This window comes from Stenotrophomonas sp. (assembly GCF_032099025.1).
GTDB lineage: Bacteria > Pseudomonadota > Gammaproteobacteria > Xanthomonadales > Xanthomonadaceae > Stenotrophomonas.
Genome location: NZ_DAMCID010000004.1, coordinates 150,691 through 173,978 on the forward strand (window position 1 = coordinate 150,691; position 23,288 = coordinate 173,978).

Annotated in this window: 17 protein-coding genes and 1 tRNA gene; 11 read left to right on the forward strand and 7 right to left on the reverse strand. The window is 68.6% G+C overall.

Annotated features, from left to right (window positions below):
- Nucleotides 1-158 precede the first annotated feature (158 nt).
- The 4 genes from RT456_RS04875 to trxA form a co-directional block, all read right to left on the reverse strand.
- Nucleotides 159-617, reverse strand: coding sequence for a DUF4442 domain-containing protein (locus RT456_RS04875; RefSeq protein ID WP_313343254.1), 459 nt, complete (start codon nucleotides 615-617; stop codon nucleotides 159-161).
- 71 nt (nucleotides 618-688) lie between these two features.
- Nucleotides 689-2,314 carry a CHASE2 domain-containing protein gene (locus tag RT456_RS04880; protein WP_313343256.1) on the reverse strand — a complete coding sequence of 542 codons (1,626 nt, stop codon included), beginning with the start codon at nucleotides 2,312-2,314 and terminating at the stop codon, nucleotides 689-691.
- Nucleotides 2,311-3,975: a FecR domain-containing protein gene (locus RT456_RS04885; protein ID WP_313343259.1), complete on the reverse strand. Its 1,665-nt coding sequence runs from the start codon at nucleotides 3,973-3,975 to the stop codon at nucleotides 2,311-2,313. The genes RT456_RS04880 and RT456_RS04885 overlap by 4 nt, the downstream gene beginning before the upstream one ends.
- Before the next feature lie 221 nt (nucleotides 3,976-4,196).
- The gene (gene trxA, locus RT456_RS04890; protein ID WP_313343262.1) at nucleotides 4,197-5,051 is read right to left on the reverse strand and encodes a thioredoxin; all 855 of its coding nucleotides are present in this window, start codon (nucleotides 5,049-5,051) and stop codon (nucleotides 4,197-4,199) included.
- Nucleotides 5,052-5,172: 121 nt separating this feature from the next.
- On the opposite strand from trxA, the gene RT456_RS04895 reads away from it, so the two are divergent.
- The 8 genes from RT456_RS04895 (at nucleotide 5,173) to RT456_RS04930 (ending at nucleotide 12,263) form a co-directional block, all read left to right on the forward strand.
- The gene (locus RT456_RS04895) at nucleotides 5,173-5,784 is read left to right on the forward strand and encodes a DUF998 domain-containing protein (protein ID WP_313343265.1); all 612 of its coding nucleotides are present in this window, start codon (nucleotides 5,173-5,175) and stop codon (nucleotides 5,782-5,784) included.
- A gap of 188 nt (nucleotides 5,785-5,972) precedes the next feature.
- Complete coding sequence (gene leuS / locus RT456_RS04900; protein WP_313343268.1) at nucleotides 5,973-8,612, forward strand: leucine--tRNA ligase; 2,640 nt, start codon at nucleotides 5,973-5,975, stop codon at nucleotides 8,610-8,612.
- A 152-nt stretch (nucleotides 8,613-8,764) separates the two neighbouring features.
- Entirely contained in the window at nucleotides 8,765-9,361 is a 597-nt protein-coding gene (gene lptE / locus RT456_RS04905) for an LPS assembly lipoprotein LptE (RefSeq protein WP_313343271.1), read from the forward strand.
- 27 nt (nucleotides 9,362-9,388) lie between these two features.
- Complete coding sequence (gene holA, locus RT456_RS04910; protein WP_313343274.1) at nucleotides 9,389-10,426, forward strand: DNA polymerase III subunit delta; 1,038 nt, start codon at nucleotides 9,389-9,391, stop codon at nucleotides 10,424-10,426.
- A gap of 5 nt (nucleotides 10,427-10,431) precedes the next feature.
- Nucleotides 10,432-11,097 carry a nicotinate-nucleotide adenylyltransferase gene (nadD, locus tag RT456_RS04915; protein WP_313343277.1) on the forward strand — a complete coding sequence of 222 codons (666 nt, stop codon included), beginning with the start codon at nucleotides 10,432-10,434 and terminating at the stop codon, nucleotides 11,095-11,097.
- A 58-nt stretch (nucleotides 11,098-11,155) separates the two neighbouring features.
- Entirely contained in the window at nucleotides 11,156-11,593 is a 438-nt protein-coding gene (rsfS, locus tag RT456_RS04920) for a ribosome silencing factor (RefSeq protein WP_313343280.1), read from the forward strand.
- 65 nt (nucleotides 11,594-11,658) lie between these two features.
- Complete coding sequence (gene rlmH, locus RT456_RS04925; RefSeq protein WP_313343283.1) at nucleotides 11,659-12,129, forward strand: 23S rRNA (pseudouridine(1915)-N(3))-methyltransferase RlmH; 471 nt, start codon at nucleotides 11,659-11,661, stop codon at nucleotides 12,127-12,129.
- Nucleotides 12,130-12,186: 57 nt separating this feature from the next.
- Nucleotides 12,187-12,263, forward strand: a tRNA-Asn gene (locus RT456_RS04930).
- A gap of 200 nt (nucleotides 12,264-12,463) precedes the next feature.
- Here RT456_RS04930 and RT456_RS04935 read toward each other — a convergent pair.
- The 3 genes from RT456_RS04935 to RT456_RS04945 form a co-directional block, all read right to left on the reverse strand.
- Nucleotides 12,464-15,289 carry a TonB-dependent receptor gene (locus RT456_RS04935; protein WP_313343286.1) on the reverse strand — a complete coding sequence of 942 codons (2,826 nt, stop codon included), beginning with the start codon at nucleotides 15,287-15,289 and terminating at the stop codon, nucleotides 12,464-12,466.
- A 184-nt stretch (nucleotides 15,290-15,473) separates the two neighbouring features.
- Nucleotides 15,474-16,133, reverse strand: coding sequence for an energy transducer TonB (locus RT456_RS04940; RefSeq protein WP_313343288.1), 660 nt, complete (start codon nucleotides 16,131-16,133; stop codon nucleotides 15,474-15,476).
- Nucleotides 16,134-16,413: 280 nt separating this feature from the next.
- Entirely contained in the window at nucleotides 16,414-17,148 is a 735-nt protein-coding gene (locus RT456_RS04945; protein WP_313343290.1) for an SIMPL domain-containing protein, read from the reverse strand.
- 130 nt (nucleotides 17,149-17,278) lie between these two features.
- Here RT456_RS04945 and RT456_RS04950 point away from each other — a divergent pair, with 130 nt between their 5' ends.
- Genes RT456_RS04950 through RT456_RS04960 form a run of 3 tightly spaced genes read left to right on the forward strand, consistent with a single transcriptional unit; the run spans nucleotide 17,279 to nucleotide 23,255 of the window.
- Nucleotides 17,279-17,860: a Maf-like protein gene (locus tag RT456_RS04950; protein WP_313343345.1), complete on the forward strand. Its 582-nt coding sequence runs from the start codon at nucleotides 17,279-17,281 to the stop codon at nucleotides 17,858-17,860.
- Entirely contained in the window at nucleotides 17,853-19,340 is a 1,488-nt protein-coding gene (gene rng, locus RT456_RS04955; RefSeq protein WP_313343293.1) for a ribonuclease G, read from the forward strand. The genes RT456_RS04950 and rng overlap by 8 nt, the downstream gene beginning before the upstream one ends.
- Nucleotides 19,341-19,385: 45 nt before the next feature.
- Entirely contained in the window at nucleotides 19,386-23,255 is a 3,870-nt protein-coding gene (locus RT456_RS04960) for a YhdP family protein (protein ID WP_313343296.1), read from the forward strand.
- The last annotated feature ends 33 nt before the right edge of the window (nucleotides 23,256-23,288 follow it).

Genomic DNA, 23,288 nt, shown 5'->3' on the forward strand with positions numbered 1-23,288 from the left:
ACTAGGCAGCCATCGCACTGGCGGGCTTGGCGTTGCTGGCGCTGCCCCGCGTAGCGACACGCCATGCGTGTCCCACGTGGTGCCAAGGCATTCGGAACGACACGCCATGCGTGTTCCACGTGTGCCCGGGCATCCGGAACGACACGCATGGCGTGTCGCTACACGGTTCGCGCCTGCGGCTTCAACCGGATGTACACCTGCTTGCGCACCCGCGCCACGACTTCACCCTGCGCATCAACAATGTCGTTGCTGAACCAGTGCAGGACCTTCTCGCCGCCAGCAGTTGCCGCCCGCAACTGATGCAGCAGCGCCTCATCCAGCCGGAACTCGGCGCTCACCGTGCCACGGCCCGGTTTGAGGAATTCAATTTCACCCGCCCTGTCCCACACGTAGTAATCGCGCCCCAGGTTCTGCATGACGGTGAGCATCCAGAACGGATCGGTCATCGCAAACAGGCTGCCGCCGAAGTGGGTGCCCACGTAGTTCCGGTTCCACGGCCGCATGCGCAGCTCGACCCGCACATGGCGGTAGTCCGGGCTGACCTCGGTGACGTGGATACCGGCAAACAGGAACGGCGGCCACAGGTTGATGCCGTGGCGGAACAAGCTGGCCTTCATCGGGGCAGGTCGGGCAGGGGAGGTGGTGGGAGTCTACCATTCGCCTGCGTATGGACAACGTCTGAAGCGGCTCAGCCGCCGGCATCCACCGCATAGCCGTCGCGGCCGGCGTCCTTGGCGCGGTACAGCGCCGCATCGGCGCCTTCGAAGAAGTGCCGCGGCTCGCTGCTCGCGGTGGGAGCGCGGGTGTAAAGGCCTACGGTCAACGTGATCTGCAGGGGCTGCCCGGGACCGGCCGGGACCCTGATGGCGCGTGCGTCGGCAATCAGCTCTTCCACCACCTGCACCGCGCCCTCGGCGCCGGTGTCAGGCAGGACCAGCGCGAACTCGTCGCCGCCGAAACGCGCGGCCATGTCGCGCGGGCGGCGTGCATGCGCGCGCAGCGTGGTGGCGATCCGGCGCAGCACCGCGTCGCCGGCCTGGTGGCCGTACAGATCGTTGTGCTGCTTGAAGTGGTCCACGTCGATCAGCACCAGCGTCAATGGGCGGCCGCTGCGGCGCGCGGCGTCATGCTCCTGCTGCAGTACCTGTTCGAAGCGCAGGCGGTTGCCCAGCCCGGTCAGTGCATCGCTGTTGGCCTGGCGACGCCATGCACTGATCCGCCACAGCGTCCACGCGCAGATCACCGCCAGCGTGCAGGTCAGCGCCGCCGCAGGCGCGAACCACAGGTTGCCCAGGCGCAGCAGCGCGAAGCTGGACAGCAGTGCCATCGGCAGTGCCAGCAGCGCGCTGGCCACCGCACGCGGCAGGGTCAGGCCCAGCGCGCACAAGGCCACCAGCAGGGCGCTCAGTGCCGCCTGCCACGGCGGTGCGAGCGGAGTGATGGCCTTGCCGCCCAGCAGCATGGAGGCCACATTGGCCTGGTATTCGGTGCCGCTCATCCAGCGCTCGCGCGTGGTGGGCGTCAGCAGGCGCGGCGCGATGCCGCTGGCGGTCATGCCGACCAGCACCAGGCGGTCGTGCAGCAGCGCTGGATCGACGTCGCCGTTGAGCACGTCCACGTAGGACACCTGCGGCACGCTGTCGGGCGGGCCGGCATAGCGCACGCGGACGAAATGGTTGCGCCGCCACTGGTACGGCGAAGCGGGGTGCGTGCCGGCGTCAAGCAGGCCGGGCAGCGGACCGCGCACGTCGGCCAGGGCCAGGCCCAGCGCGGGCCAGTGCGGTGAGCCGATCCCGGCGGTCAGGTACAGGCCGCGTGCCACGCCGTCGCCATCCACCTCGATATCGCTGTGGCCCAAGGTGGCCGCGTTGGCTGCGATCAGCGGGATGGGCAGCAGCTCCTCGGCCATGCTGGGGCCGCTGGCGGGGGCGGCGAGGACCGGCAACACCACAGTGCCGTTGCGGCGGATGGCGGCGGCCAGCTCGGCGTCCTGCGCGCTGTCCTGGCGGTCCGGTTCGGACAGCATCAGGTCCAGCACCACGCGGCGGCTGCCGGCCTGGGTGAGGCGGTCGAGGAGGCGGGCGTGAGTGGAGCGTGGCCATGGCCATTGCCCGATCTGCTGCAGGCTGTGGTCGTCGATGGCCACGATCAGCACCCGTGGGTCCGGAGCGTAGTCCCACGACCCCACGTAGGTGTCGTACACCGCTTCGTCCTGCTTCCAGAACCACTGCCCGTAGCTGGCCGCTGCGGCCAGTGCGCCGACCAGCAGCGACAGCGCGATGCGCTTCGGCCAGGAGAGCGTCAGCGGCCTCACAGCAGCAGCAACAGAAGCAGGGTGCCGCCGGCGGCACCGTAGCAGCTGCGGCAGGGCAGCGGGACCTGCTGCGCCGGCGAAAACGGACCGGCGTAGCCATCGTCGTCGATGTACTGCACGCGCACATGCAGGGTGCCGTGCCACGGGCGCTTGAGCGATATCTCCGGTTGGTCGACCTGCTCATCCAGCAGGGGATGGGCGAAATCGCCGGTGCGATCCAACTGCACCCGATAGCGCTGGCCCGTGGTACCGGCCTGCCAGCGCAGCGTGAGCTGGCCCTTGGCGGCCTGCGGGGGCTGCAATGCCGGGTCCACCGGGGTGTCGATGAGGGTCAGCGCGACCGGCTGGCCGAAGCGGCCACGCCGTCCGTCGGCATCACGCGAGGCAACGCGCCAGAAGTAGGCGCCGGGGGCCAGTTCCTGGGCGGCGCGCAGGTGGGTGCCGCGGCCTTCCTGCTCCAGCACGGGCTGAAGGAAGTGCGGGTCGCGGGCGATCTGCAGCACGCTGCCCGCGGCGCCGGCCACCTGGCTCCATTCAAAACGCGGGCGCGCACTATTGATGGTCTCGGTGTTGACCGGGCGCAGGGTCAGCGGGGGCGCCGGCTGGTCGAGCACCAGGAAATCCTGCTGCGCATCCAGCCCTTCCACGCCCTCGGCGCTGACCGCCCGCACCAGCAGGCGCAGCGCGCCCGGTGCCAGGTCGGGCAGGACCGCGCGGGTGTCGGTGGTGTGCTGGGCGAACAGCAGCACCTCGGGTTGATCGGCGCGCACCACTTCCACCCGGTACTGCGCCGCGCGCTCAACCGGCGCCCAGGCCAGCGCGGCCGGCAAGGCGTCCAGGCGCAGCCGGGCGGGGTCCAGCAACGGTGCGGGCAGCAGGTCTTCAGGCGTTTCGGGGCCGGCGTCGGCAGAGCGCGCGCGGCTGGCGTGGCCAGGGGTGACCAGGTGTCGGCCGCGGCGGTTGCCCACCTCCACCCGACCTTCCAGCACCTCGGTGGCCGCGCTGCGCCCGGCGTCGCCGGCGCCGACCCGGAACACCGTGCCGCGCACGCTGCTGGTCGCGGTGGGGGCGTCGATGATGTAACGCGAGGCGGGACCCTTGGCCGGCGTCACCCGGTTGCTGCTGCGCCCCTGTTCCAGCTGCAGGCGGGTATCGACCATGCCGGTGCTGCCGTAGCGGCTGAGCTGGTCCAGGCGCAGGTGCGAGTGCTCACGCAGTTGCAGCCGCGAGTCGTCGGCGAAGGCCAGGGTGACGCTGGCGTCCGCCCCGGTCAGCAGATGCTGGCCGATACCGAGCCGTTCGCCCTGGTGCACGTCGCGCAGCGGTCCTGCATCGCCCTGGCGCGCCTGGACCCGGCCGCGGACGGCCAGCACGCGTGCGGGCGCGGGCTGGACCTGCAGCCAGGCGATGGGAAACTTCAGCTGGCTGCCCGGGGGCAGGCGGTAGGGATCCGTCACCCGGTTGTACGACTGCAGGCGCTGCCAAGGCACCGAAGGTTGCAGATAGCGGTCGCCGAGGTCCCACAGGGTGTCGCCCGGACGGACTCGGTAGGTCCAGTCCTGGGCGAGTGACGCAAACGCGGGCAGCAGCAGTGCAGCCAGCATCAGCAGGCGTGCGCACAGCCAGGCAGGGTGCGGCGAACGGGTCAAACTCACGGTCATCAGGGCCCTGCAGGAAGGGGCTCAGCCCTGCGGCCCCCATGGCCCAGACCTCATTCCCCCCGAATGGATCGCGGCGTTTCCGCAGCCGCCCCTTCATTATTGCGCGGGCGATGTGCAGGGTTTCTGAACGTGATACGTGTCACACCGCACGCGGCAGCGATCAGGTAGTGCTGAAAGCGACACGTGGCGCCAGGGCGCCACGATCCGGCCGGTGGCCGGGCTCAGAACAGCAGCTGGCCCATCAAGCGGCGGTAGCGTCCCACCAGCACGGCGTCGTCGATCACCCTGAAGGCATCGATCATCAGCTTGGCCGGCAGACCGGCGTCGTAACTGCGGTCCTGCTTCAACATGGCAAGGAACTGCTCCAGCGCCGCTTCGTCCTGGCCGCCCAGCAGCAGCTGCACCCCGCGCAGGTGGCGTGCCGCCAGGTCGCCGCCATCGGCGGCGATGCGGGCATCCAGGGTCTCGGCCGCCGGGGCGTCCTGCAGGGCGCTGGCGAAGCCCAGGCGGGCACGGGCGCGAACGGCGCGGTCATCGGTGGACAGATTGGCCGGCAGCGCATCGATCAGGGCACCGGCTTCGGCGGTCGCGCCGGTCTGCAGCAGTGCCAGGGCAAGATCGAGCTTGAGCTCTTCCCTGTCCGGCTCGGCAACGATGGCCGCACGCAGCACGTCGACCTGCGCCTGCGGATCCAGCGGTGCCGGCTCGGCAACCTCGGCCGGTGACTCGGCCGGGCTGATGCCGTGCTGGGTCAGGAACTCACGCAGCTGGCCTTCCGGCAATGCGCCCGGGAACCCATCCACCAGCTGGCCGTCCTTGACCAGGAACACGGTCGGGACCGAGCGGATCTGGAATGCCGCGGCAATCTGCTGCTCCTTGTCCACGTCCACCCTGGCCAGTTCGAAGGCGCCGTTGTACTCGGCGGCCAGCTTCTCCAGCATCGGTCCCAGGGTCTTGCAGGGTTCGCACCAGGTGGCCCAGAAATCGACCAGGACCGGGGTCTGCAACGACTTCTGCAGCACGTCGGCTTCGAAGGTCTCGGTGGTGGCGTCAAAGACGTGGGGCAGTTCGCTCATGGTCGGAGGGTCAGCGTTATAGATGTACACAGTGTATGAGGTCGCCGATATTCAGAAGCAACCCCAATTCCGGCGCGGACGACCTATAGGCGACGGCGTCGTGCTGGCGGACAATGGCGGCATGAAGACGCTTCAACGATTCGATCCTCTGCTGGGCGCCGTCGCCGCCGTGCTGTTCCTGGCCTCGGTGGTCGGCTTCGGCGCTGCCTTGCCGGGCTTCCTGCCGCTGGGCCATCCGGTGGCGCTGCTGGGCGCGATCGGCGTGCCGCACGCGGGCGCGTTCGATCTGCTGGGGTTCGTGCTGCCGGGGCTGCTGGCCGCGCTGGTGGCGGTGCGCCTGCTGACGCGGGTGCCGGCCCTCGCGCCGTGGTCGCTGCGGGTGGGCGGCCAGATGCTGGTCCTGTCCGGCCTGGCCTTCGCCGCGATGGGCGTGCTGCCGCTGGACGCCAATGACATCCAGAGCCCGGCCAGCCAGTTCCATGCCAGCGCGTGGATGGTCTGGGTACTGGCCTTCGTGCCCGGCGCACTGATGTCCGGGCTGGGTGCGCGGCGCCTGCCCGGCTGGGGCCGGTTGGCCACCCTGCATCTGGTGGCGGGCATGGCGACCCTGCTGGGCGCGTTCGTGCTGCAGGCGGTCATGCCCGCACCGGTGGCTCAGCGCGTGGCTTTCGTGGCCTGGGCGTTGTGGCTGGCCGCCGCATTGCCGGTGGCGGCCACCGTTCGCCACCGCTGAGTGTCGGTTCCGGCTGAAATCGAGGCCGGGGTGCGCGCATGGCCGCGTTCCGGGTTTCAGCGGGGAATGGCAATTCCCTGATATTTCAACGGGATGTGGTCGGTGGCGACGCAGATGCGACGGGGCGATTGGAGCCCTTTGCCGCACTGCGGTACGCTGTGCCGCTTTGCCGCCGCATCCGTGTTTCCATGACCAGCGTCGAACCCAACGTTTACGATCCGCAGCAGGTTGAATCCGCCGCCCAGAAATTCTGGGACGCCACGCGCGCTTTCGAGGTGAGCGAGACTTCGGACAAGCCGAAGTACTACTGCCTCTCGATGCTGCCGTACCCGTCGGGCGCGCTGCACATGGGCCACGTGCGCAACTACACGATCGGCGACGTGATCAGCCGCTACAAGCGGATGACCGGCCACAACGTGCTGCAGCCGATGGGCTGGGATGCATTCGGCCTGCCGGCCGAAAACGCGGCGATCAAGAACAAGACCGCGCCGGCCAAGTGGACCTACGCCAACATCGAGCACATGCGTGGCCAGTTCAAGGCCATGGGCTATGCGATCGACTGGTCGCGCGAGTTCGCCACCTGCACGCCCGAGTACTACGTGCACGAGCAGCGCATGTTCACCCGGCTGATGCGAAAGGGCCTGGCCTACCGCCGCAACGCGGTGGTGAACTGGGACCCCATCGACCAGACCGTGCTGGCCAACGAGCAGGTCATCGACGGCCGCGGCTGGCGTTCCGGCGCGCTGGTGGAAAAGCGCGAGATTCCGCAGTGGTTCCTGCGCATCACCGATTACGCCCAGGAACTGCTGGACGGCCTGGATGAACTGCCGGGCTGGCCGGAGTCGGTCAAGACCATGCAGCGCAACTGGATCGGCCGCTCGGAAGGGCTGGAGATCCAGTTCGACGTGCGCGATGCCGACGGCAGCGCGCTGGACCCGCTGCGTGTGTTCACCACCCGTCCGGACACCGTGATGGGCGTGACCTTCGTGTCGATCGCCGGCGAGCATCCGCTGGCGCAGCACGCGGCGAAGTCGAACCCGGCGCTGGCCGCGCTGCTGGCCGAGATGAAGCAGGGCGGCGTGTCCGAAGCCGAACTGGAAACCCAGGAAAAGCGCGGCATGGATACCGGCCTGCGCGCCGTGCATCCGGTCACCGGCGCCCAGGTGCCAGTGTGGGTCGCCAACTTCGTGTTGATGGGCTACGGCACCGGCGCGGTGATGGCGGTGCCCGGCCACGACCAGCGCGACTTTGAATTCGCCAACAAGTACGGTTTGCCGATCCGCCAGGTCATCGCGGTGAAGGCGCTGCGCAAGGACGAGAGCGGCTACGACGCCACCCGCTGGCAGGACTGGTACGGCGACAAGACCCGCGACACCGAGCTGGTCAATTCCGAAGAATTCGACGGCCTGGATTTCCAGGGCGCCTTCGAGGCGCTGGCCGAACGTTTCGAGCGCAAGGCCCAGGGCCAGCGCCGCGTCAACTACCGCCTGCGCGACTGGGGCGTGAGCCGCCAGCGTTACTGGGGTTGCCCAATCCCGGTGATCTACTGCCCCAAATGCGGTGCGCTGCCGGTGCCGGAAGAACAGCTGCCGGTGGTGTTGCCGGAGAACGTCAACTTCGTGGGGACCGGTTCGCCGATCAAGTCCGACCCGGAATGGCGCAAGACCACCTGCCCGGAGTGCGGCGGCGCGGCCGAGCGCGAGACCGACACCTTCGACACCTTCATGGAGTCCAGCTGGTACTACGCGCGCTACACCTCGCCCGGTGCCCGGGATGCGGTGGACAAGCGCGGCAACTACTGGCTGCCGGTGGACCAGTACATCGGTGGCATCGAGCACGCGATCCTGCACCTGATGTATTTCCGTTTCTTCCACAAGCTGCTGCGTGATGCGCGCATGGTGGACAGCAACGAGCCGGCGCAGAACCTGCTGTGCCAGGGCATGGTGATTGCGGAAACGTACTACCGCCCGAATCCGGATGGCTCCAAGGACTGGATCAATCCGGCCGACGTGGACGTGCAGCGCGACGAGCGCGGCCGCATCATCGGTGCCACCCTGATCGCCGACGGCCATCCGGTGGTGATCGGCGGTACGGAGAAGATGTCCAAGTCGAAGAACAATGGCGTGGATCCGCAGGCGATGGTGGGCAAGTACGGTGCCGATACCGTGCGCCTGTTCTCGATGTTCGCCGCACCGCCGGAGCAGTCGCTGGAATGGAACGAAGCCGGCGTGGACGGCATGGCGCGCTTCCTGCGCCGGTTGTGGGCGCAGGTGCAGAAGCATGCCGCCGAGGGCGTCGCCCCGGCGCTTGACGTGGCCGCGCTCAACGCCGAGCAGAAGGCGCTGCGCCGCAAGACCCACGAGACCATCGGCAAGGTCGGCGACGATTACGGCCGCCGCCACAGCTTCAACACCGCCATTGCGGCGGTGATGGAGCTGATGAACGCGCTGGCCAAGTTCGATGACGCTTCCGAACAGGGGCGTGCGGTACGCCAGGAAGCGCTGCAGGCCACGGTGCTGCTGCTCAACCCGATCACCCCGCATGCCAGCCACGCGTTGTGGCAGGTGCTGGGCCACGGCGAGACGCTGCTGGAAGACCAGCGCTTCCCGCAGGTCGACAGCAGCGCACTGGTGCGCGACGCGCTCACCCTGGCCGTGCAGGTCAACGGCAAGCTGCGTGGCACCATCGAGGTGGGCGCCGATGCCCCGCGCGACCAGATCGAAGCGCTGGGCCTGGCCGAGCCGAACGCGGCCAAGTTCCTGGACGGCCTGACCGTGCGCAAGATCATCATCGTGCCGGGCAAGATCGTGAATATCGTGGCCGCGTAAGCGGCCGGTGGGCGCGTGCCACGCAGTGCGCATTGTTACGTGCGCAGGACGATGGCACGGTTTCTCAAGCGGTGTTCACGCAGGGTCGGGCATCGTAGGGGGTAACCATTTTTCCTGTTGCCGGGCGCGCCCGGCTCATCCAGACTGTGAACATGACCCGATTCCTGCTTGCTCTTGTCCTGACCGCGACCCTTGCCGGGTGCGGCTTCCATATGCGCAACAAGCTGATGCTGCCGGCCGATACCGCGGCGGTGAAGGTGGTGTCCACCGCGCCATACAGCGAGTTGGCCAAGCTGCTGCGCCGCGGCCTGCAGGCCTCCGGGGCGCAGATCGCCGACACCGACAGCAAAGAACCGGCCGCGCAGCTGCAGGTCCTCTCCGAGCGCTGGGGCGACCTGCCGATCGCGATCGATGCCCAAGGCCGTGCCCAGGAATACAGCCTGCGCTACGCGGTGATCTTCGTGTTCCGTCGCGAAGACGGCAGTGACCTGGTGCCGCAGCAGGTGATCGAGCTGTCCCGTGACTACGTGTCGCCGCCGACCGACGCCACCGGTACCACGACCGAACGCGAGATCCTCGCCGACGAACTGCGCCGGGAAATGTCCGCCTCCATCATGCGTCGCATCGACAGCGTGGTGCGTGCCGAGCTGGAACGTGGTCGCCTGCAGCCGCCCAAGCCGGCGCCGGCCAGCACCACGCCGCCGGCCACCGTACCGGCCAGCCCGGCAACGCCGCCGCAGGGGCTCTGACCGGCCCGCCTGCGGACCGGCCGCCGAATGGAACTTCGCCCCGAACAACTTGCCAGCCAACCGGCCAGCCAGGCGCTGGCCCCGGTCTACCTCATTGCCGGGCCGGAAACGCTGCGGGTACTGGAGGCGGCCGATGCCATCCGCGCCCGCGCGCGCGCCGACGGTGTGAGCGAGCGCGAGGTGTTCGATGCCGATGGGCGCGATTTCGACTGGAACCAGCTCGACGCCACCTTCAACGCGCCCAGTCTGTTCAGCGCGCGCCGGCTGGTCGAGCTGCGCCTGCCCAGCGGCAAGCCGGGCAAGGAGGGCAGTGAGGTCATCAGCCAGTTCTGCGCCAATCCGGCCCCGGACGTCATCCTGCTGATTACCTGCAACGAATGGAGCAAGGCCCACCAGGGCAAGTGGGCCGAGGCGGTCAGCCGCGTCGGCGTGCTCTCGGTGGCGTGGGCCATCAAACCGCACGAACTTCCCGAATGGATCGAACGCCGCTTGCGCCAGCATTCCCTCCGTGCCGATCCGGCGGCCGTGCAGCGCCTGGCCGAGCGGGTGGAAGGCAACCTGCTGGCTGCCGCCCAGGAGATCGACAAGCTGGCGCTGCTGGCCAGCGGCCAGACGCTGGATGTGGACACGATGGAATCGCTGGTGGCCGACGCCGCCCGTTACGACGTGTTCCGGCTGCTCGACGCCACCTTCTCCGGCCAGCCCGCCGCCGTGCTGCGGATGCTGGCTGGCCTGCGGGGTGAGGGCGAGGCGGTGGCTGCGCTGATGCCGATGGTGATCCGCGAGATGTTGTCCACCGCCGCGCTGGCGCGGGTGCAGGCGCGCGGCGGCAACCTGGCGGCGGAAATGAAGAGCCGGGGCATCTGGGAGTCGCGCCAGGCGCCGTTCAAGCGCGCGCTGCAGCGCCACCCGGAGGCCAAGCGCTGGGAGCGTTTCGTGGCCGAGGCCGGGCTGGTGGACCGCATGGCCAAGGGGCGCGCCGAAGGCGATCCCTGGCTGGGCATCGAGCGGCTGCTGCTGGCCGTGGCCGAAGCACGCGCGGTACGCCTGCTGGCCCGTGCCTGAGCCCGATGGGCCTGCGCATTCATTACGGTGGGACCTTCGACCCTGTGCACCTGGGGCACCTGGCGATCGCGCGCGCCGCGCGCGACCAGTTGCAGGTGGCCGTGCGGTTGTTGCCGGCGGCGGACCCGCCGCACCGGCCCGCGCCGGGCGCCGATGCCAACCAGCGTGCGCGGATGATCGAACTGGCCATCGGCGACGAGCCCGGACTGCTGCTCGACCGGCGTGAGCTGGCGCGCGCACAGCGCGAGCCGGCGCTGCCGTCCTACACCGTGGACACGCTGCGCGAGGTGCGCGCCGAACTGGGGCCGCGCCAGCCGCTGGCCTGGCTGGTTGGGGCCGACAGCCTGCTGGCGCTGCCGTCCTGGCACGAATGGGAGTCCCTGTTCGGGCTGGCGCATTTCGTCGTGGCCGACCGCCCGGGCAGCTCGCTGGAGCGCAGCCTGCCGGCGCCGCTGGCGCAGGCGCTGGACGGCCGCTGGGCCACCCATGAGCGCGAGCTGTTCACACGCCCGGCGGGGCGGGTCCTGCGCCTGCAGGCGCCGTTGCGTGGCGAGTCTGCCAGTGCCGTTCGCGAGCGGATCGGCAGCGGCGGTGACTGGCGCGTGCTGCTGCCGGCGCCGGTGGCCGACTACATCGCCCACCACCGCCTGTACGGCGCCCCAGCACCGTGAATACGTTCAGGTGCTTCGAGTCGTATAATCCGCCTCACATTTATCGAGTCTCCCCGCTTTGAGCAACCAAGCCCAGCCCCAGACCATCAAGGTCCAACTGCCCAGCCCCGCACCGTCCAACGAACAGTTGCTGGAGTGCGTGCGCAAGGCAACCGAAGAACTCAAGGCCAAGGATCTCGTCGAAATCGACGTGATCGGCAAGTCCAGCGTCGCCGATTACATGGTGATCGCCTCGGGCACCTCGAGCCGCCACGTGAAGTCGATTGCCGACACGGTGGTGAAGTTCGCCAAGGAGCTGGGCGTGATGCCGCTGGGCGTGGAAGGTGAGCGTGAAGCCGAGTGGGTGCTGGTCGACCTGGGCGACGTGATCGTCCACGTGATGCTGCCGCGCGTGCGCGAGTTCTACGCGCTGGAGCGCCTGTGGACCGTTGGCGACCAGCCGCCGAGCCTGCTCGACGCCGCCGATGATGAAGAAGACGACTACGCCGCGCGCTGAAACACGCGTACGGGGTAACGACAACGGCGCCCGGTGGCGCCGTTGTCATTTGAAGGAGCACGTTGATGAAGGCCAGACTGATCGCTACCGGTGAACGCGCGCCCAGTTGGGTGGCGCAGGGCTTCGCCGAGTATCAGAAGCGGCTGTCGCACTGGCTGCCGTTCGAACTGGTCGAGATCGAGCCGGGTCTGCGCGGCAAGGGCCGCGATGCGCGCCGTGCCACCGACGACGAGGGCAAGCGGGTGATCGCCGCACTGCCGAAGAATGCGTACGTGGTGGCGCTCGACGTGCCCGGCCGGCAGCTCAGCTCCGAACAGCTGGCGCAGCGGCTGGAGCACTGGCGCGGGCAGGGCAGGGACCTGGCGTTTCTGATTGGCGGGCCGGAAGGGCACTCGGCCGAAGTGTCGGCGCTGGCCGATGAGAAATGGTCGATCGGCCCGTTGACCTTGCCGCACATGCTGGTACGGCTGGTGGTGGCCGAACAGCTGTACCGCGCAGCGGCTATGCTGGCCAATCACCCCTATCACCGCGCGTGAAGAAATTCGCCGGAAACGGGTTACAAGCCTCAAAAAACTGGTTACAATGCGCACCCCGCCCGAATAGCTCAGCCGGTTAGAGCACTTGACTGTTAATCAGGGGGTCGTTGGTTCGAGTCCAACTTCGGGCGCCAAGTTTGGAAGCCTCGCAGCGATGCGAGGCTTTTTTTTTGCGCTCGTGTCTGGGCGGGTCGCGCAGCCACGCAGGGCGTGGCTCTACGATAGGTGGTCGCAATGCCTCGTAGAGCGACGCGCTGCGTCGCCGGGCGTGGTGCGCGATGGATGCAGAAAGCCCGGGCAATGCCCGGGCTTTCTGCTGTCACCGCTACGTCGATCAGTTGAACGTGTACTTCGCGCCTACCGTGAAGTACCGCCCGATTGCGCCGCTGAAATGCAGCGGGTTGTAGTTCACGCCGCCGTAGGTGGTCGGGTCGAGCGGTGCGGTGCGGTCGAACGCGTTCTGCACCGAGGCGTTGAGCTCGAAGGCTTCGGTGATGTTCCAGCGGCCGGACAGGTCGAAGGTGGTGAACGAGGCGATCTTCTCCACCGGGGTGCCATCGGCGTAGAAGGCCAGGTAGTCGCCACCGCGGCGGTCCTTGTTCTCCAGGCTGCTGATGTAGTTGACCACGCCGCTGACGCTCCACGCGCCCTGCTTCCAGGTGCTGCCGAAGTTGATGCGGTCTTCCGGCGTGCCGATGCAGTTGGTCACGTCGCAGTTGCCGTGGGTGCCGACGTAATCCACCGTGTTGTCGCCTTCGGTGCGCTCGAACTTGAGCACGTGGCTCCACTGCAGGTCCATTTCGAGCTGGCCCGGGCCGATGTCGAAGGTCTGGCGGATATCCGTGTCGATACCGCGTACCCGCGACGAGTTGGCATTCACGTAAGCGGTGTTGACCGCCAGGATGGTGCCGGTGCCCGGAACGCCGTTGATCAGGTCGGTATCGCGCAGCACATCGCCCGCCGCGATCGCATCGGCAGTACTGCCCTGGGCGATTTCGTCGGTCCGCTTGATCTGCCAGGCGTCCACGGTCAGCGAGGTGGTGGGCGTGGGCTGCAGCACGATGCCAAACGAGTAGCTCTTCGACTCTTCAGGCACCAGGTCCGGGTTCGGGCTGGTGATGATGGCCACCGGACGGGCACCGCAGTTGGTGGTGACATCGGCGGGCGGGCTGGCCGCGCAGCGGACCGGGTCGCGGGCGGTTGAGAACGCCGCCAGGCCACCGTCGCCGTTCTCTGCCGGGTTGGGCGCACGGAAGCCTTCGGCATAGGTGGCACGCAGCGCAATCCAGTCCGCCGGCGTCCACTTGATGCCCAGCTTCGGGGTGGCCTTGCCGTCGCCGCTTTCGTACTTGTCGTAGCGCACCGCGCCGGACAGTTCCAGCTGTTCCAACACCGGTGCGGACAGTTCGACATAGCCGGCATAGACATTCTGCGTGCCGTCATAGGCCGAGTAGCCCAAGCCGATGATGTCGCCCTGGTCGGTGTAGGTCTGCGGAGTGAGGCTGTTGCTGGTCTTGCGCCACTCGGTACCAATGGCAAGACCGAGCGGGCCGCCCTTGAGATCGGTCAGGCTGCGCGACACGGTGAAGTCGAACATGTCCAGGCTGGACGAGGCGCGTGCGCTGATGTCCGGGGAGATGTAGTCGTACAGCGCCTGCGAGTTCTGGCCGGCGTTGTCGCCGATGCGCCAGGTGCCACCGGCGCAGGCCGGATCGCCCAGTGCGCACTGCACGGCGCTGTAGCGCAGGAAGCCGGTGCGCTTGTTGGTGAGTTCGGTACCCGAATGCAGGTACGCGGTGTCGTAGCTCCACTCACCCCAGTTGCCCTTGGTGCCCACCAGGAACCGGGTGAACTCATTGGTGTTGGTGGTCACGCGCGGGCCCACGTCCCAGGCCGAATAGCGCAGGCGCGAGGCCTGGCCGGGGATCGGATTGTCCGGGTGGGTCGGCGAGAGCACCACGGCGCCGTCGCCACTGCTGGCGTTGCGCGGGCCAAGCGGGTAACCCCAGCTGCCGGACACGCCGGACGGGGTATTGCTGAACACCGTTTCCTTCTTCGAGTAGCCGATCTCGGTGTAGATCTCGCCCCCTTCGCCGTAGGCAAAGCTGGCGCGGCCGAACACGTTGACGTACTCCTCCTTCGGGCTCAGGTCGCGGTACAGCTGCGCCGGATCCCACAGGCAGCCGTCCTCGGCGATGGAGGCATCGGTCTGTCCAGGAATGGTGGTCAGACCCTGGCAGCCCGGCAGCGGCACCAGGAAGGCAGGGGTGGTGGCGGTCACATTGCGGTCGTCGAACACCGAGCCGTTCGGACCGGCGCCGCCGCTGGTGCCGCCATTGAGGAACGCGCCACCGATGAACTGGGAGTCCGCGGCGGAAATGCCCCAGCGACGCAGGTCGCCGGTGCCGATCCACTTGCGATCCTTGCGGTCGCTGATCTTGATCGCGTCGGTCTTGCCAACGTCCAGGCTGAAGAACGCGTTCCAGCCGTCTTCGGCGATGTCGCCGGTACCGGCGGTGAGGGTGGCCTTCTTGGCATCGCCGTCGCCGTCGCCGGACTGGCCATACGAACCGCGCAGGATGGCGCCTTCAAAATCGCTGCGCAGGATGATGTTGACCACGCCGGCGATGGCATCCGAACCGTAGATGGCCGATGCGCCGTCCTTCAGCACTTCCACCCGTTCCACCGCGTCGAGCGGAATGGTGCTCAGGTCGGTGAAGACCTTCTGTCCGTCATCGGCCAGGCCATAGGTGGCCATGCGGCGGCCGTTCAACAGCACCAGGGTGGACCCGGCGCCCAGGCCACGCAGCGAGATGCCGGCGCCGCCACCGGCAAAGCCGTTGCCGAACGTCTTGGGAATCGAGCCGGCGCCATCGGAGGTAAGCGTCTGCAGGTACTCGGCAACGGTGGTCTTGCCGCTGCGGTCGATGTCCTGGCGCGTCACCACCTGTACGGGAGAAGGGGTTTCGGTGTTGGTGCGGGGAATGTTCGAACCCGTGACCGTGATGCGGTCCAGGTTGGTCGCGGCCTCCTGGGCCATGGCAGAGGAGGAGGCGAGGGCGCCGGCCAGCAGCAGTGCGCCGCCAGTGAGGGCCGAGGAGATGGAACGGGAAAGATAGGTGCGGCGGCTGCTGTTGAGCCGTTGGATCGGGTGTTTCACAGCGTCTCTCCTGACTGGGAAAACCAGCGATGTCGGGTAGTCGGCGCCGGGATAACTGCTGGCGTCGGCGACAATCTAGGTTTCCGGCAGGTGACGTAAGAGTGAAAAATTGCTTAATTGGCGCGATAAGTGACACCCGTCAAAAAACGTGGGGAACCGTGTCCGGAACCCCACGTCATTCACGTTACTCCGGCAACGAGAAGCTCACTGGCACCAGGCCAATCGCCGACACGGCCTGCCCGTCAACCTGGGCCGGCACGAAGCGCCAATGACGCAGTACCTGCTGGCGGGCGGCGTTGTCCAGCACCCGTGAGCCACTGCTGCGTTCGATGACCACGCTGGCGGCCTTCCCGTCCGGGTCGACCTGCACGCGGAGCAGCACCGTGCCCTGTTGGCCGTCGCGGATGGCAGCGATCGGATAGGTCGGTGGCGGCGCGCTGCGGTACTGCAGCTGCACGCCTTCACCGGCGGCTGCCGGCGCCGGATCGGCCGGGGCCAGGGTGGGGGCCTGGATCTCGCTGGCCGGCAGCGGCGGTACCGCCAGCACGTCGTCGGCGCTGGCGGTGGGTGTCGGCAGCGGGGTCACGCGCGGGGCGGTGGTGGGCGCGTGGACCACCGGGAGCGGCTCCTCGGGCTTGATCGGTTCCGGCGGCGTTGGGGTGGGGATGTCCGGGGTGATGATGCGCACCACGGTGCGGTCGCGAGGCAGCGGTGCGGCCACGTAGGCGGCGGGGATGAGCAGCAACATCAGGGCGAGCAGATGCAGGGCCAGCGCAGTGCTCCAGCCGAGCACGCGCGAGACGTCGATTTGCAGCGGTACCACCGGGGGATGCGTACGGACCATGCTCCACTCTCCTTGCGAGATATGCGTGCGGGAACATCAACGTGCAGGGGCCGGGGCCCCGCGATGACAGAAATACCGCGGGCCAGCGCGGGCAGGAAGTCATGCACCCGCGAGTGTTTGGCTGGCGGTCAGAATGTGTGGGAGCTAGCTCCCGTTGGGGGGCGGTCACACCAGGGCACGGCGGGGTAGAGCGGACTGTTAGTCCGCTGCTCTTCGGCCGGCCAGAAAGCAGCGGACTAACAGTCCGCTCTACCCCGTCGTTGCGCTTCGTGTTGCGCTGTTACCGTCCCAGGTCGAACACCACGTCCAGGTTCACCGATACGCTCGACTCGCCCGGCGATACCGGGGTGGAGATGTCCGCGGCCATCGGTGCGGCCGCCGCGCGCATCATCACGGGGCGGAAGTTGCCGCCGCCGCTTTCGGAAATGCTGACGATGCGGCGCACGCGCAGGCCGAGCGACTTGGCGTAGGTCTCGGCGCGGGCCTGGGCCTTCTTCAGCGCGGCCAGGCGGGCTTCGTCGTACACCGGTTCGGGCTGGTCGATCTCGAACTGCGGGCCATTGATCTGGTTGGCACCCTGCGCGGCCAGCGCGTCCAGCACCTTGCCCAGCTTTGCAATGTCACGGACCTTCAGGCTGACGGTGTTGCTGGCCTGGTAGCCGGTGATCTTCGGCGCCTCGTTGTCGGCGTACCGGTACTGCGGGCTGAGGTTCACGCCGCTGGTCTGCACGTCACGCTCGGCGATGCCGGCGCCCTTGATCGCGGCCAGTACCTTGGTCATCTGCTCGGCGTTCTGGCGCATGGCCGTGTTGCCATCGGCGGCCTGGGTGACCACGCCCGCCGACAGGGTGGCCACGTCGGGCACGCGCTTGGCCTCGGCATTGGCCGAGATGTTGAGCAGGGTGCCGTCGGCCGGCACGGCGATGGCGGGCTGGGACTGGGCATGTGCGGTCATCGAGGTTCCCAGGGCAAGGGACAGGGCGAGCAGCAACGGGGACAGGGTCGATCGGCGCATGTACATCTCCTTGTGAAGGCGTTGAGGTTGGTGTCGGAGCGATGAACGTCCGGTGATCTTCATCGGGGTTGGTGACGATTCGGTGCTGTTGCTCGCGATTCAGACAGGGGCCGCGGGTTATGCTTCCGCGATGCTTTATCTTGCCTCCCGTTCGCCCCGCCGAACCGAATTGCTGACGCGCCTGGACCGACCGTTCCGCGCGCTCGACCTCGACGTGCCCGAAGTACGGGCCGCCGGGGAACCCCCCCTGGACTACGTGCAGCGCGTGGCCGCCGACAAGGCGCGCGCCGGTCTGGCGCAGGTGGCCGGCGAGCCGGACGCGGTGGTGCTCGGCTCGGACACCGAAGTGCTGCTGGACGGCGAGGTGTTCGGCAAGCCGGTGGACGCCGCCGATGCCCGCGCCATGCTGCGCCGGCTGTCCGGCCGCACCCACCAGGTGGCCACCGCCGTGGCGCTGGTCGCGGCCGGGCGCTCGGAGGGCGTGCTGGTGGTGTCGGAGGTGAGCTTCATTGAACTGGACGAGGCGGCCATTGCCGCCTACGTCGCCACCGGCGAGCCGATGGGCAAGGCCGGGGCCTACGCCATCCAGGGCGGGGCTGAACGTTATATCCGCCACCTGGCGGGAAGCTATTCGGGTGTGATGGGATTGCCCCTGCAACAGACCGAGCAGTTGTTGCTGACGTTCGAATCGAAGGGAGTCGCCCGTGTCTGAAGAAATCCTGGTCAACGTCACCCCACGCGAGACCCGCGTGGCCGTCATCGAAAATGGCATGCTGCAGGAACTGCACATCGAACGGGGCTGGCGCCGCGGGGTGGTGGGCAACATCTACAAGGGCAAGGTACAGCGGGTCATGCCGGGCATGCAGGCCGCCTTCGTCGAGGTGGGGCTGGAGCGCGCCGCGTTCCTGCATGCCAACGACGTGGTGCGCCCGGCCCCGGTTGCCAGTCCCGATACCGACGGCACCACGCTGCCTCCGCCGTCCTCGGTGCCGATCGTGGAGCTGCTTCGCGACGGCCAGGACATCGTGGTGCAGGTGGTCAAGGACCCGATCGGGACCAAGGGCGCGCGCCTGACCACCCAGATCAGCATTCCGTCGCGCTACATGGTGCTGCTGCCGCAGTCCAAGGTGGTGGGCGTGTCGGCCCGGATCGAGGACGAGGGCGAGCGTGCCCGGCTCAAGGCGCTGGTCACCGAACTGTCGGCCCAGCACGGGGGCTACGGCTACATCGTGCGCACCAATGCCGAGGGCCAGCCGGCCGAGGCCATCGCCGAGGACGTCGCCTACCTGTCGCGGGTCTGGAACGTGGTCGAGCGCCGTGGCCGCGAGGCGGCCCCGTGCAGCGTGATCTACGAAGACCTGAGCCTGCCGCTGCGTTCGGTGCGCGACCTGATCCGCAAGGACGTGGACAAGGTCAAGGTCGATTCGAAGGAAACCTTCGCGCAGCTGCAGGCGTTTGTCGCCAAGTACATGCCGGTGCTGGCCGAGAAGCTGGAGCTGTACAGCGGCGACCGCCCGATCTTCGACATGTTCGGGGTCGAGGACGAGATCGGCCGCGCACTGGACAAGCAGGTGCCGCTCAAGTCCGGCGGCTATCTGGTCATCGACCAGACCGAGGCGATGACCACCATCGACGTCAACACCGGCTCATTCCTCGGCCAGCGCAACCTGGAAGAGACGGTGTTCCGCACCAACCTGGAGGCGGCGCAGTCGGTGGCGCGCCAGCTGCGGCTGCGCAACCTGGGCGGCATCATCATCATCGACTTCATCGACATGGACGACCCCGAGCACCGTCGCCAGGTCCTGCGTACGCTGGAAAAGGCGCTCGCGCGCGACCACGCCAAGACCACAGTGTACGAGTTCTCGCCACTGGGCCTGGTCGAGATGACCCGCAAACGCACCGTTGAAAGCCTGGAACGGCAGCTTTCCGAGCCGTGCCCGGAGTGCAGCGGGCGCGGCTCGATCAAGACCGCCGAAACGGTCACCTACGAGATCTTCCGCGAGATCACCCGCGCGGTACGCCAGTTCGACGCGGCGCGCCTGCTGGTGATCGCCTCGTCCAAGGTGGTGGCGCGGATCACCGATGAGGAATCCACGGCGGTGGCCGAGCTGGAGGAATTCCTGGGCAAGTCGATCCGCTTCCAGGCGGACGAGCAGTACCTGCAGGAGCAGTTCGATGTTGTTCTGCTCTGACCTGGGCTCGCCTGCGCCGTCGTGCGCCGGCGCGCATCGGTGCCGATGAGCGCGCCGCTGCGCCTACGACTGCGAAGGATTCGCCGCCATGCCGTTTATGCCATGGCGATCGTGTTGGTCTGTGTGGCGCTGCTGGTGGGCAGTGCCAGCCAGCTGCTGCCGGTGGCCGAGCGCCACCCGGACAAGGTGGCCGCGTGGCTGAGCGCGCGCGCCGGGCAGCCGGTCCGCTTCGACCAGTTGCAGACCCGCTGGACCCGACGCGGCCCGCTGCTGGCGCTGAAGGGGCTGCGCATTGGTGAAGGCGAGGGGCTGCGCATTGGCGAAGCCGAAGTGTTGGTATCGATGTACGCCGGTCTGTTGCCCGGCCACTCCCTGACCGAGCTGCGCCTGCGTGGCCTGGCGCTGGTGCTCCAGCGCGCGCCGGACGGGCGCTGGTCGGTACAGGGCCTGCCGCAGTCCCGTGCCGGCGGCGACCCGTTGGACGCACTGCGCCGGCTGGGCGAACTGCAGGTGATCGGCGGCCGGCTGCGCGTGGATGCACCCTCCCTGGGACTGCAGGCCGACCTGCCGCGTATCGACCTGCGGCTGCGGGTGGATGGCCAGCGGCTGCGTGTGGGTGCGCAGGCCTGGGCCGACGTGCAGGCCACACCGCTGACGGCGGCACTGGATTTCGAACGCTCGCGTGGCGATGGCCAGGCCTGGCTGGGCGCTGACCCGGCCGATTTCCGCGCGTGGTCGCGCCTGCTGCAGTTCGGCGGGGTGGCCCTGCAGCAGGGCACCGGCGAATTCAATGCGTGGGTCGACCTGCGTGACCACCGCCCGGTGATGATCACCACCGATGCCGACCTGCAGGGCGTGCAGCTGCACGGCGCCGCCCTGGCCGATGGCAAGCGCCCGGCGCTGCGGCTGGACACGCTGCAGGTGCGCGCGCGCTGGCGCTGGGTGCAGGGCGGCTGGCGGGCCGATGCGCCGCGGCTGCGGATCGGCATGGAAGGGCGTACCGAGCAGCTCGACGGGCTGCTGGTCGCGGGCGGGCAGCACATTGCGCTGGCCGGCGACAACATCGATGCCACGGCGCTGCTGCGTGGCTTGGCGCTGACCGACCGGATCGATCCGGGCCTGCGCACCTGGCTGCATGACGCCGCGCCGCAGGTACGCATGAGCCGGGTGCGCGTGGCCGGCGAGCGCAACGGCCCGCTGAGCGTGGAGGGCGAACTCGAGGAGATCCGTTTTGCCCCGGCCGGGCGTGCCCCGGGCCTGAGTGGCGTAGGCGGTCACTTCAATGGCGACGCCAACGGATTCCGGCTGGATCTGCAGCCCAGCCGCGTGATGCACTTCGACTGGCCCACCGGCTTCGGCGTGCGCCACGATGTGCGCCTGGCCGGCAGCATGATCGGCTGGCGCGACGAAGGGGGCGGCTGGCGCATCGGCACCCCGGCGCTGCGCGTGCAGGGCAGCGACTACGCCGCCGACGTGCGCGGTGCCGTGTGGTTCCAGGGCAACGGTACCCGCCCATGGTTGCAGCTGGCGGCCAAGATCGACGATGTGCCGATGACCGCGGCCAAGCGATTCTGGATCCATTCCAAGATGAGCAGGACCGCCACCGACTGGCTGGACGCGGCGCTGGTGGGGGGGTACGTGCGCGGCGGCATCGGCCTGGTCACCGGCGAGCTGGAAGACTGGCCCTTCGCCCACAACAACGGACGCTTCGAGGCCACCGGCCGTATCGATAGCGGCAACATCCGCTTCCAGCGCGAGTGGCCGACCATGAACAAGGTCGATGCGGACATCGCCTTCATCGGACCGGGCTTCGAACTAAGGGGGCGTGGCGACCTGGCGGGGGTGGCGGTGGACCACTTCGATGCGGGCATTGCCGATTTCGGTGCCTCCCAACTGTATGTGAAGGCGACCAGCCGCAGCGATGCCGGCGCGTTGCTGGCCATGCTCAAGCAGAGCCCGTTGCACAGGACGTATGCCGATTCGCTGGACAACCTCAGCGCCAAGGGGCCGGCGGCGGTCAGCTTCGACCTGTTGCAGCCGCTGCACCCTGGCGAGGGCGGCGGGCACCTGCAGGGCACGGTCGAGCTCGACGGTGCGACGCTGTCGGACAAGCGGTTCGACCTGACGTTCGACGCCATGCGCGGGCAGGCCCGCTACAGCCACGATGGGTTCGGTGCGGAGAACCTGGCGGTGCGCCACCTCGGCCAGGACGGGCAGCTCAGCCTGCGTGCCGGTGGTTTCGTGCGCGATCCGCTGCAGGCGTTCGAATCGGAGCTGAGTGCCTCGCTGGACGCCGGCCTGCTGCTGGACCGCGCGCCGGAATTGACCTGGCTCAAGCCCTATATCCAGGGCACCTCGCGCTGGACGATCGGGGTGACGCTGCCCAGGCTGCCGCCCGGCAGCAAGGCGGTGCCGCCGACCCTGCTCAGGCTGCATTCGGACCTGGTCGGCACCCGCCTGGACCTTCCTGCGCCGCTGGACAAGCCGGCCGACACGCCGCTGGCCACTGCCGTCAACGCCCAGCTGCCGATGGGCGCCGGTCGCGTGAACGTGGCGTTCGGGCAGCGGCTGGCCCTCGCCGCGCGCACCCACAACAACCAGACCGGCGTGCAGGTCACGCTGGGCAGCGACAAGGTCGACCGCGAGCCGCCGCCCAGCGGGTTGGTGGTCAACGGCCGCAGCGGTTCGCTGGATGCGCTGGACTGGATCGCACTGGCGCGTTCGCCGGGCGGAACGCCGGACGCCGACCCGATGCCGTTGCGCCAGGTCGACGTGCAGGTGGGACAGCTGCTGCTGGCCGGTGGCGTGTTCGAGCAGACCCGCCTGCAGCTGCGGCCCACGCCGACGAGCGTGGAGGTTCAGCTGACCGGGCCGTCGCTGGCCGGCAGCCTGAGCGTGCCCAATGCCGATGGTGCGGCCATCGTGGGCAAGCTGAGCCGGGTGCATTGGCAGTCACTGCCGACCCCGGTGAAGCCGCCGGGCGATGGCGCGCCGATCCTGCTGCCCAGCGGCACCCCGCTGCCGGCGCGGGTGCAGGCCAGTGCCAATGACACCAACCCGGCGAAGATTCCGCCGCTGTCGCTGGACATCGACGACCTGCAGTTCGGCAAGGCCCGGTTGGGCCAGGCCGTGCTGCGCACCCGTCCGTTCGGCAACGGGCTCAGCGTGGACCAGCTGCAGTTCCGTGCACCCAAGCAGGAGATCGACATCCAGGGCCGCTGGCTGGGCATGGGCGAGGCGGCCCACACCCAGGTCCAGGTCAAGGTCAACAGCGAGGACCTGGGAGGGCTCATGCAGAACCTGGATTACGGCGGCCAGCTGCGCGGCGGACAGGGCCAGCTGAGCCTGGAGGCGGGCTGGCAGGGCGGGCCATCCGACTTCCAGCTGGGTGCGCTGCAGGGACAGATGCAGGTGCATGCGCGCAACGGCCAGCTGCTGGAGCTGGAGCCGGGCGCCGGCCGCGTGCTGGGCCTGCTCAGCGTGACCCAGCTGCCGCGCCGGTTGATGTTCGACTTCCGCGACTTCTTCTCCAAGGGCTTCGCCTTCAACCAGATCGAAGGCACCCTGGCCTTCGCCAACGGCATGGCCACCACCGACAAGGTGCTGATCGAGGGGCCCGCGGCCAACATCAACATCCGCGGCCAGACCGACCTGCGCCGCCAGCAGTTCGACCAGACCATCGACGTCAACCCGCGTGCCGGCAACCTGCTCACCGTGGTGGGCGCCGTCGCCGGCGGCCCGATCGGCGCGGCGGTGGGGGCGGCGGCCAATGCGGTGCTGTCCAAGCCGCTGGGCGAGATCGGCGCCAAGACCTACCGCGTCACCGGCCCCTGGGCTGAACCCAAGGTCGAGGTGATCGACCGCGACGACGCGCCACGCCCACCTGCGGCCACGCCGCAGCCGGCGGCGCGCTGACCCTTTTCCCGCGCCAGGCTTGCGATAGCGGCC

Excerpts from the sequence above, each read along its gene's own strand:
- RT456_RS04885 (WP_313343259.1), bottom strand. The coding sequence starts at position 3,975 with ATGACCGTGAGTTTGACCCGTTCGCCGCACCCTGCCTGGCTGTGCGCA.
- RT456_RS04895 (WP_313343265.1), top strand. The coding sequence starts at position 5,173 with ATGAAGACGCTTCAACGATTCGATCCTCTGCTGGGCGCCGTCGCCGCC.
- RT456_RS04940 (WP_313343288.1), bottom strand. The coding sequence starts at position 16,133 with ATGGTCCGTACGCATCCCCCGGTGGTACCGCTGCAAATCGACGTCTCG.
- nadD (WP_313343277.1), top strand. The coding sequence starts at position 10,432 with ATGGGCCTGCGCATTCATTACGGTGGGACCTTCGACCCTGTGCACCTG.
- leuS (WP_313343268.1), top strand. The coding sequence starts at position 5,973 with ATGACCAGCGTCGAACCCAACGTTTACGATCCGCAGCAGGTTGAATCC.
- RT456_RS04945 (WP_313343290.1), bottom strand. The coding sequence starts at position 17,148 with ATGCGCCGATCGACCCTGTCCCCGTTGCTGCTCGCCCTGTCCCTTGCC.
- RT456_RS04875 (WP_313343254.1), bottom strand. The coding sequence starts at position 617 with ATGAAGGCCAGCTTGTTCCGCCACGGCATCAACCTGTGGCCGCCGTTC.
- trxA (WP_313343262.1), bottom strand. The coding sequence starts at position 5,051 with ATGAGCGAACTGCCCCACGTCTTTGACGCCACCACCGAGACCTTCGAA.
- RT456_RS04950 (WP_313343345.1), top strand. The coding sequence starts at position 17,279 with ATGCTTTATCTTGCCTCCCGTTCGCCCCGCCGAACCGAATTGCTGACG.
- rlmH (WP_313343283.1), top strand. The coding sequence starts at position 11,659 with ATGAAGGCCAGACTGATCGCTACCGGTGAACGCGCGCCCAGTTGGGTG.
- lptE (WP_313343271.1), top strand. The coding sequence starts at position 8,765 with ATGACCCGATTCCTGCTTGCTCTTGTCCTGACCGCGACCCTTGCCGGG.
- holA (WP_313343274.1), top strand. The coding sequence starts at position 9,389 with ATGGAACTTCGCCCCGAACAACTTGCCAGCCAACCGGCCAGCCAGGCG.
- RT456_RS04960 (WP_313343296.1), top strand. The coding sequence starts at position 19,386 with ATGAGCGCGCCGCTGCGCCTACGACTGCGAAGGATTCGCCGCCATGCC.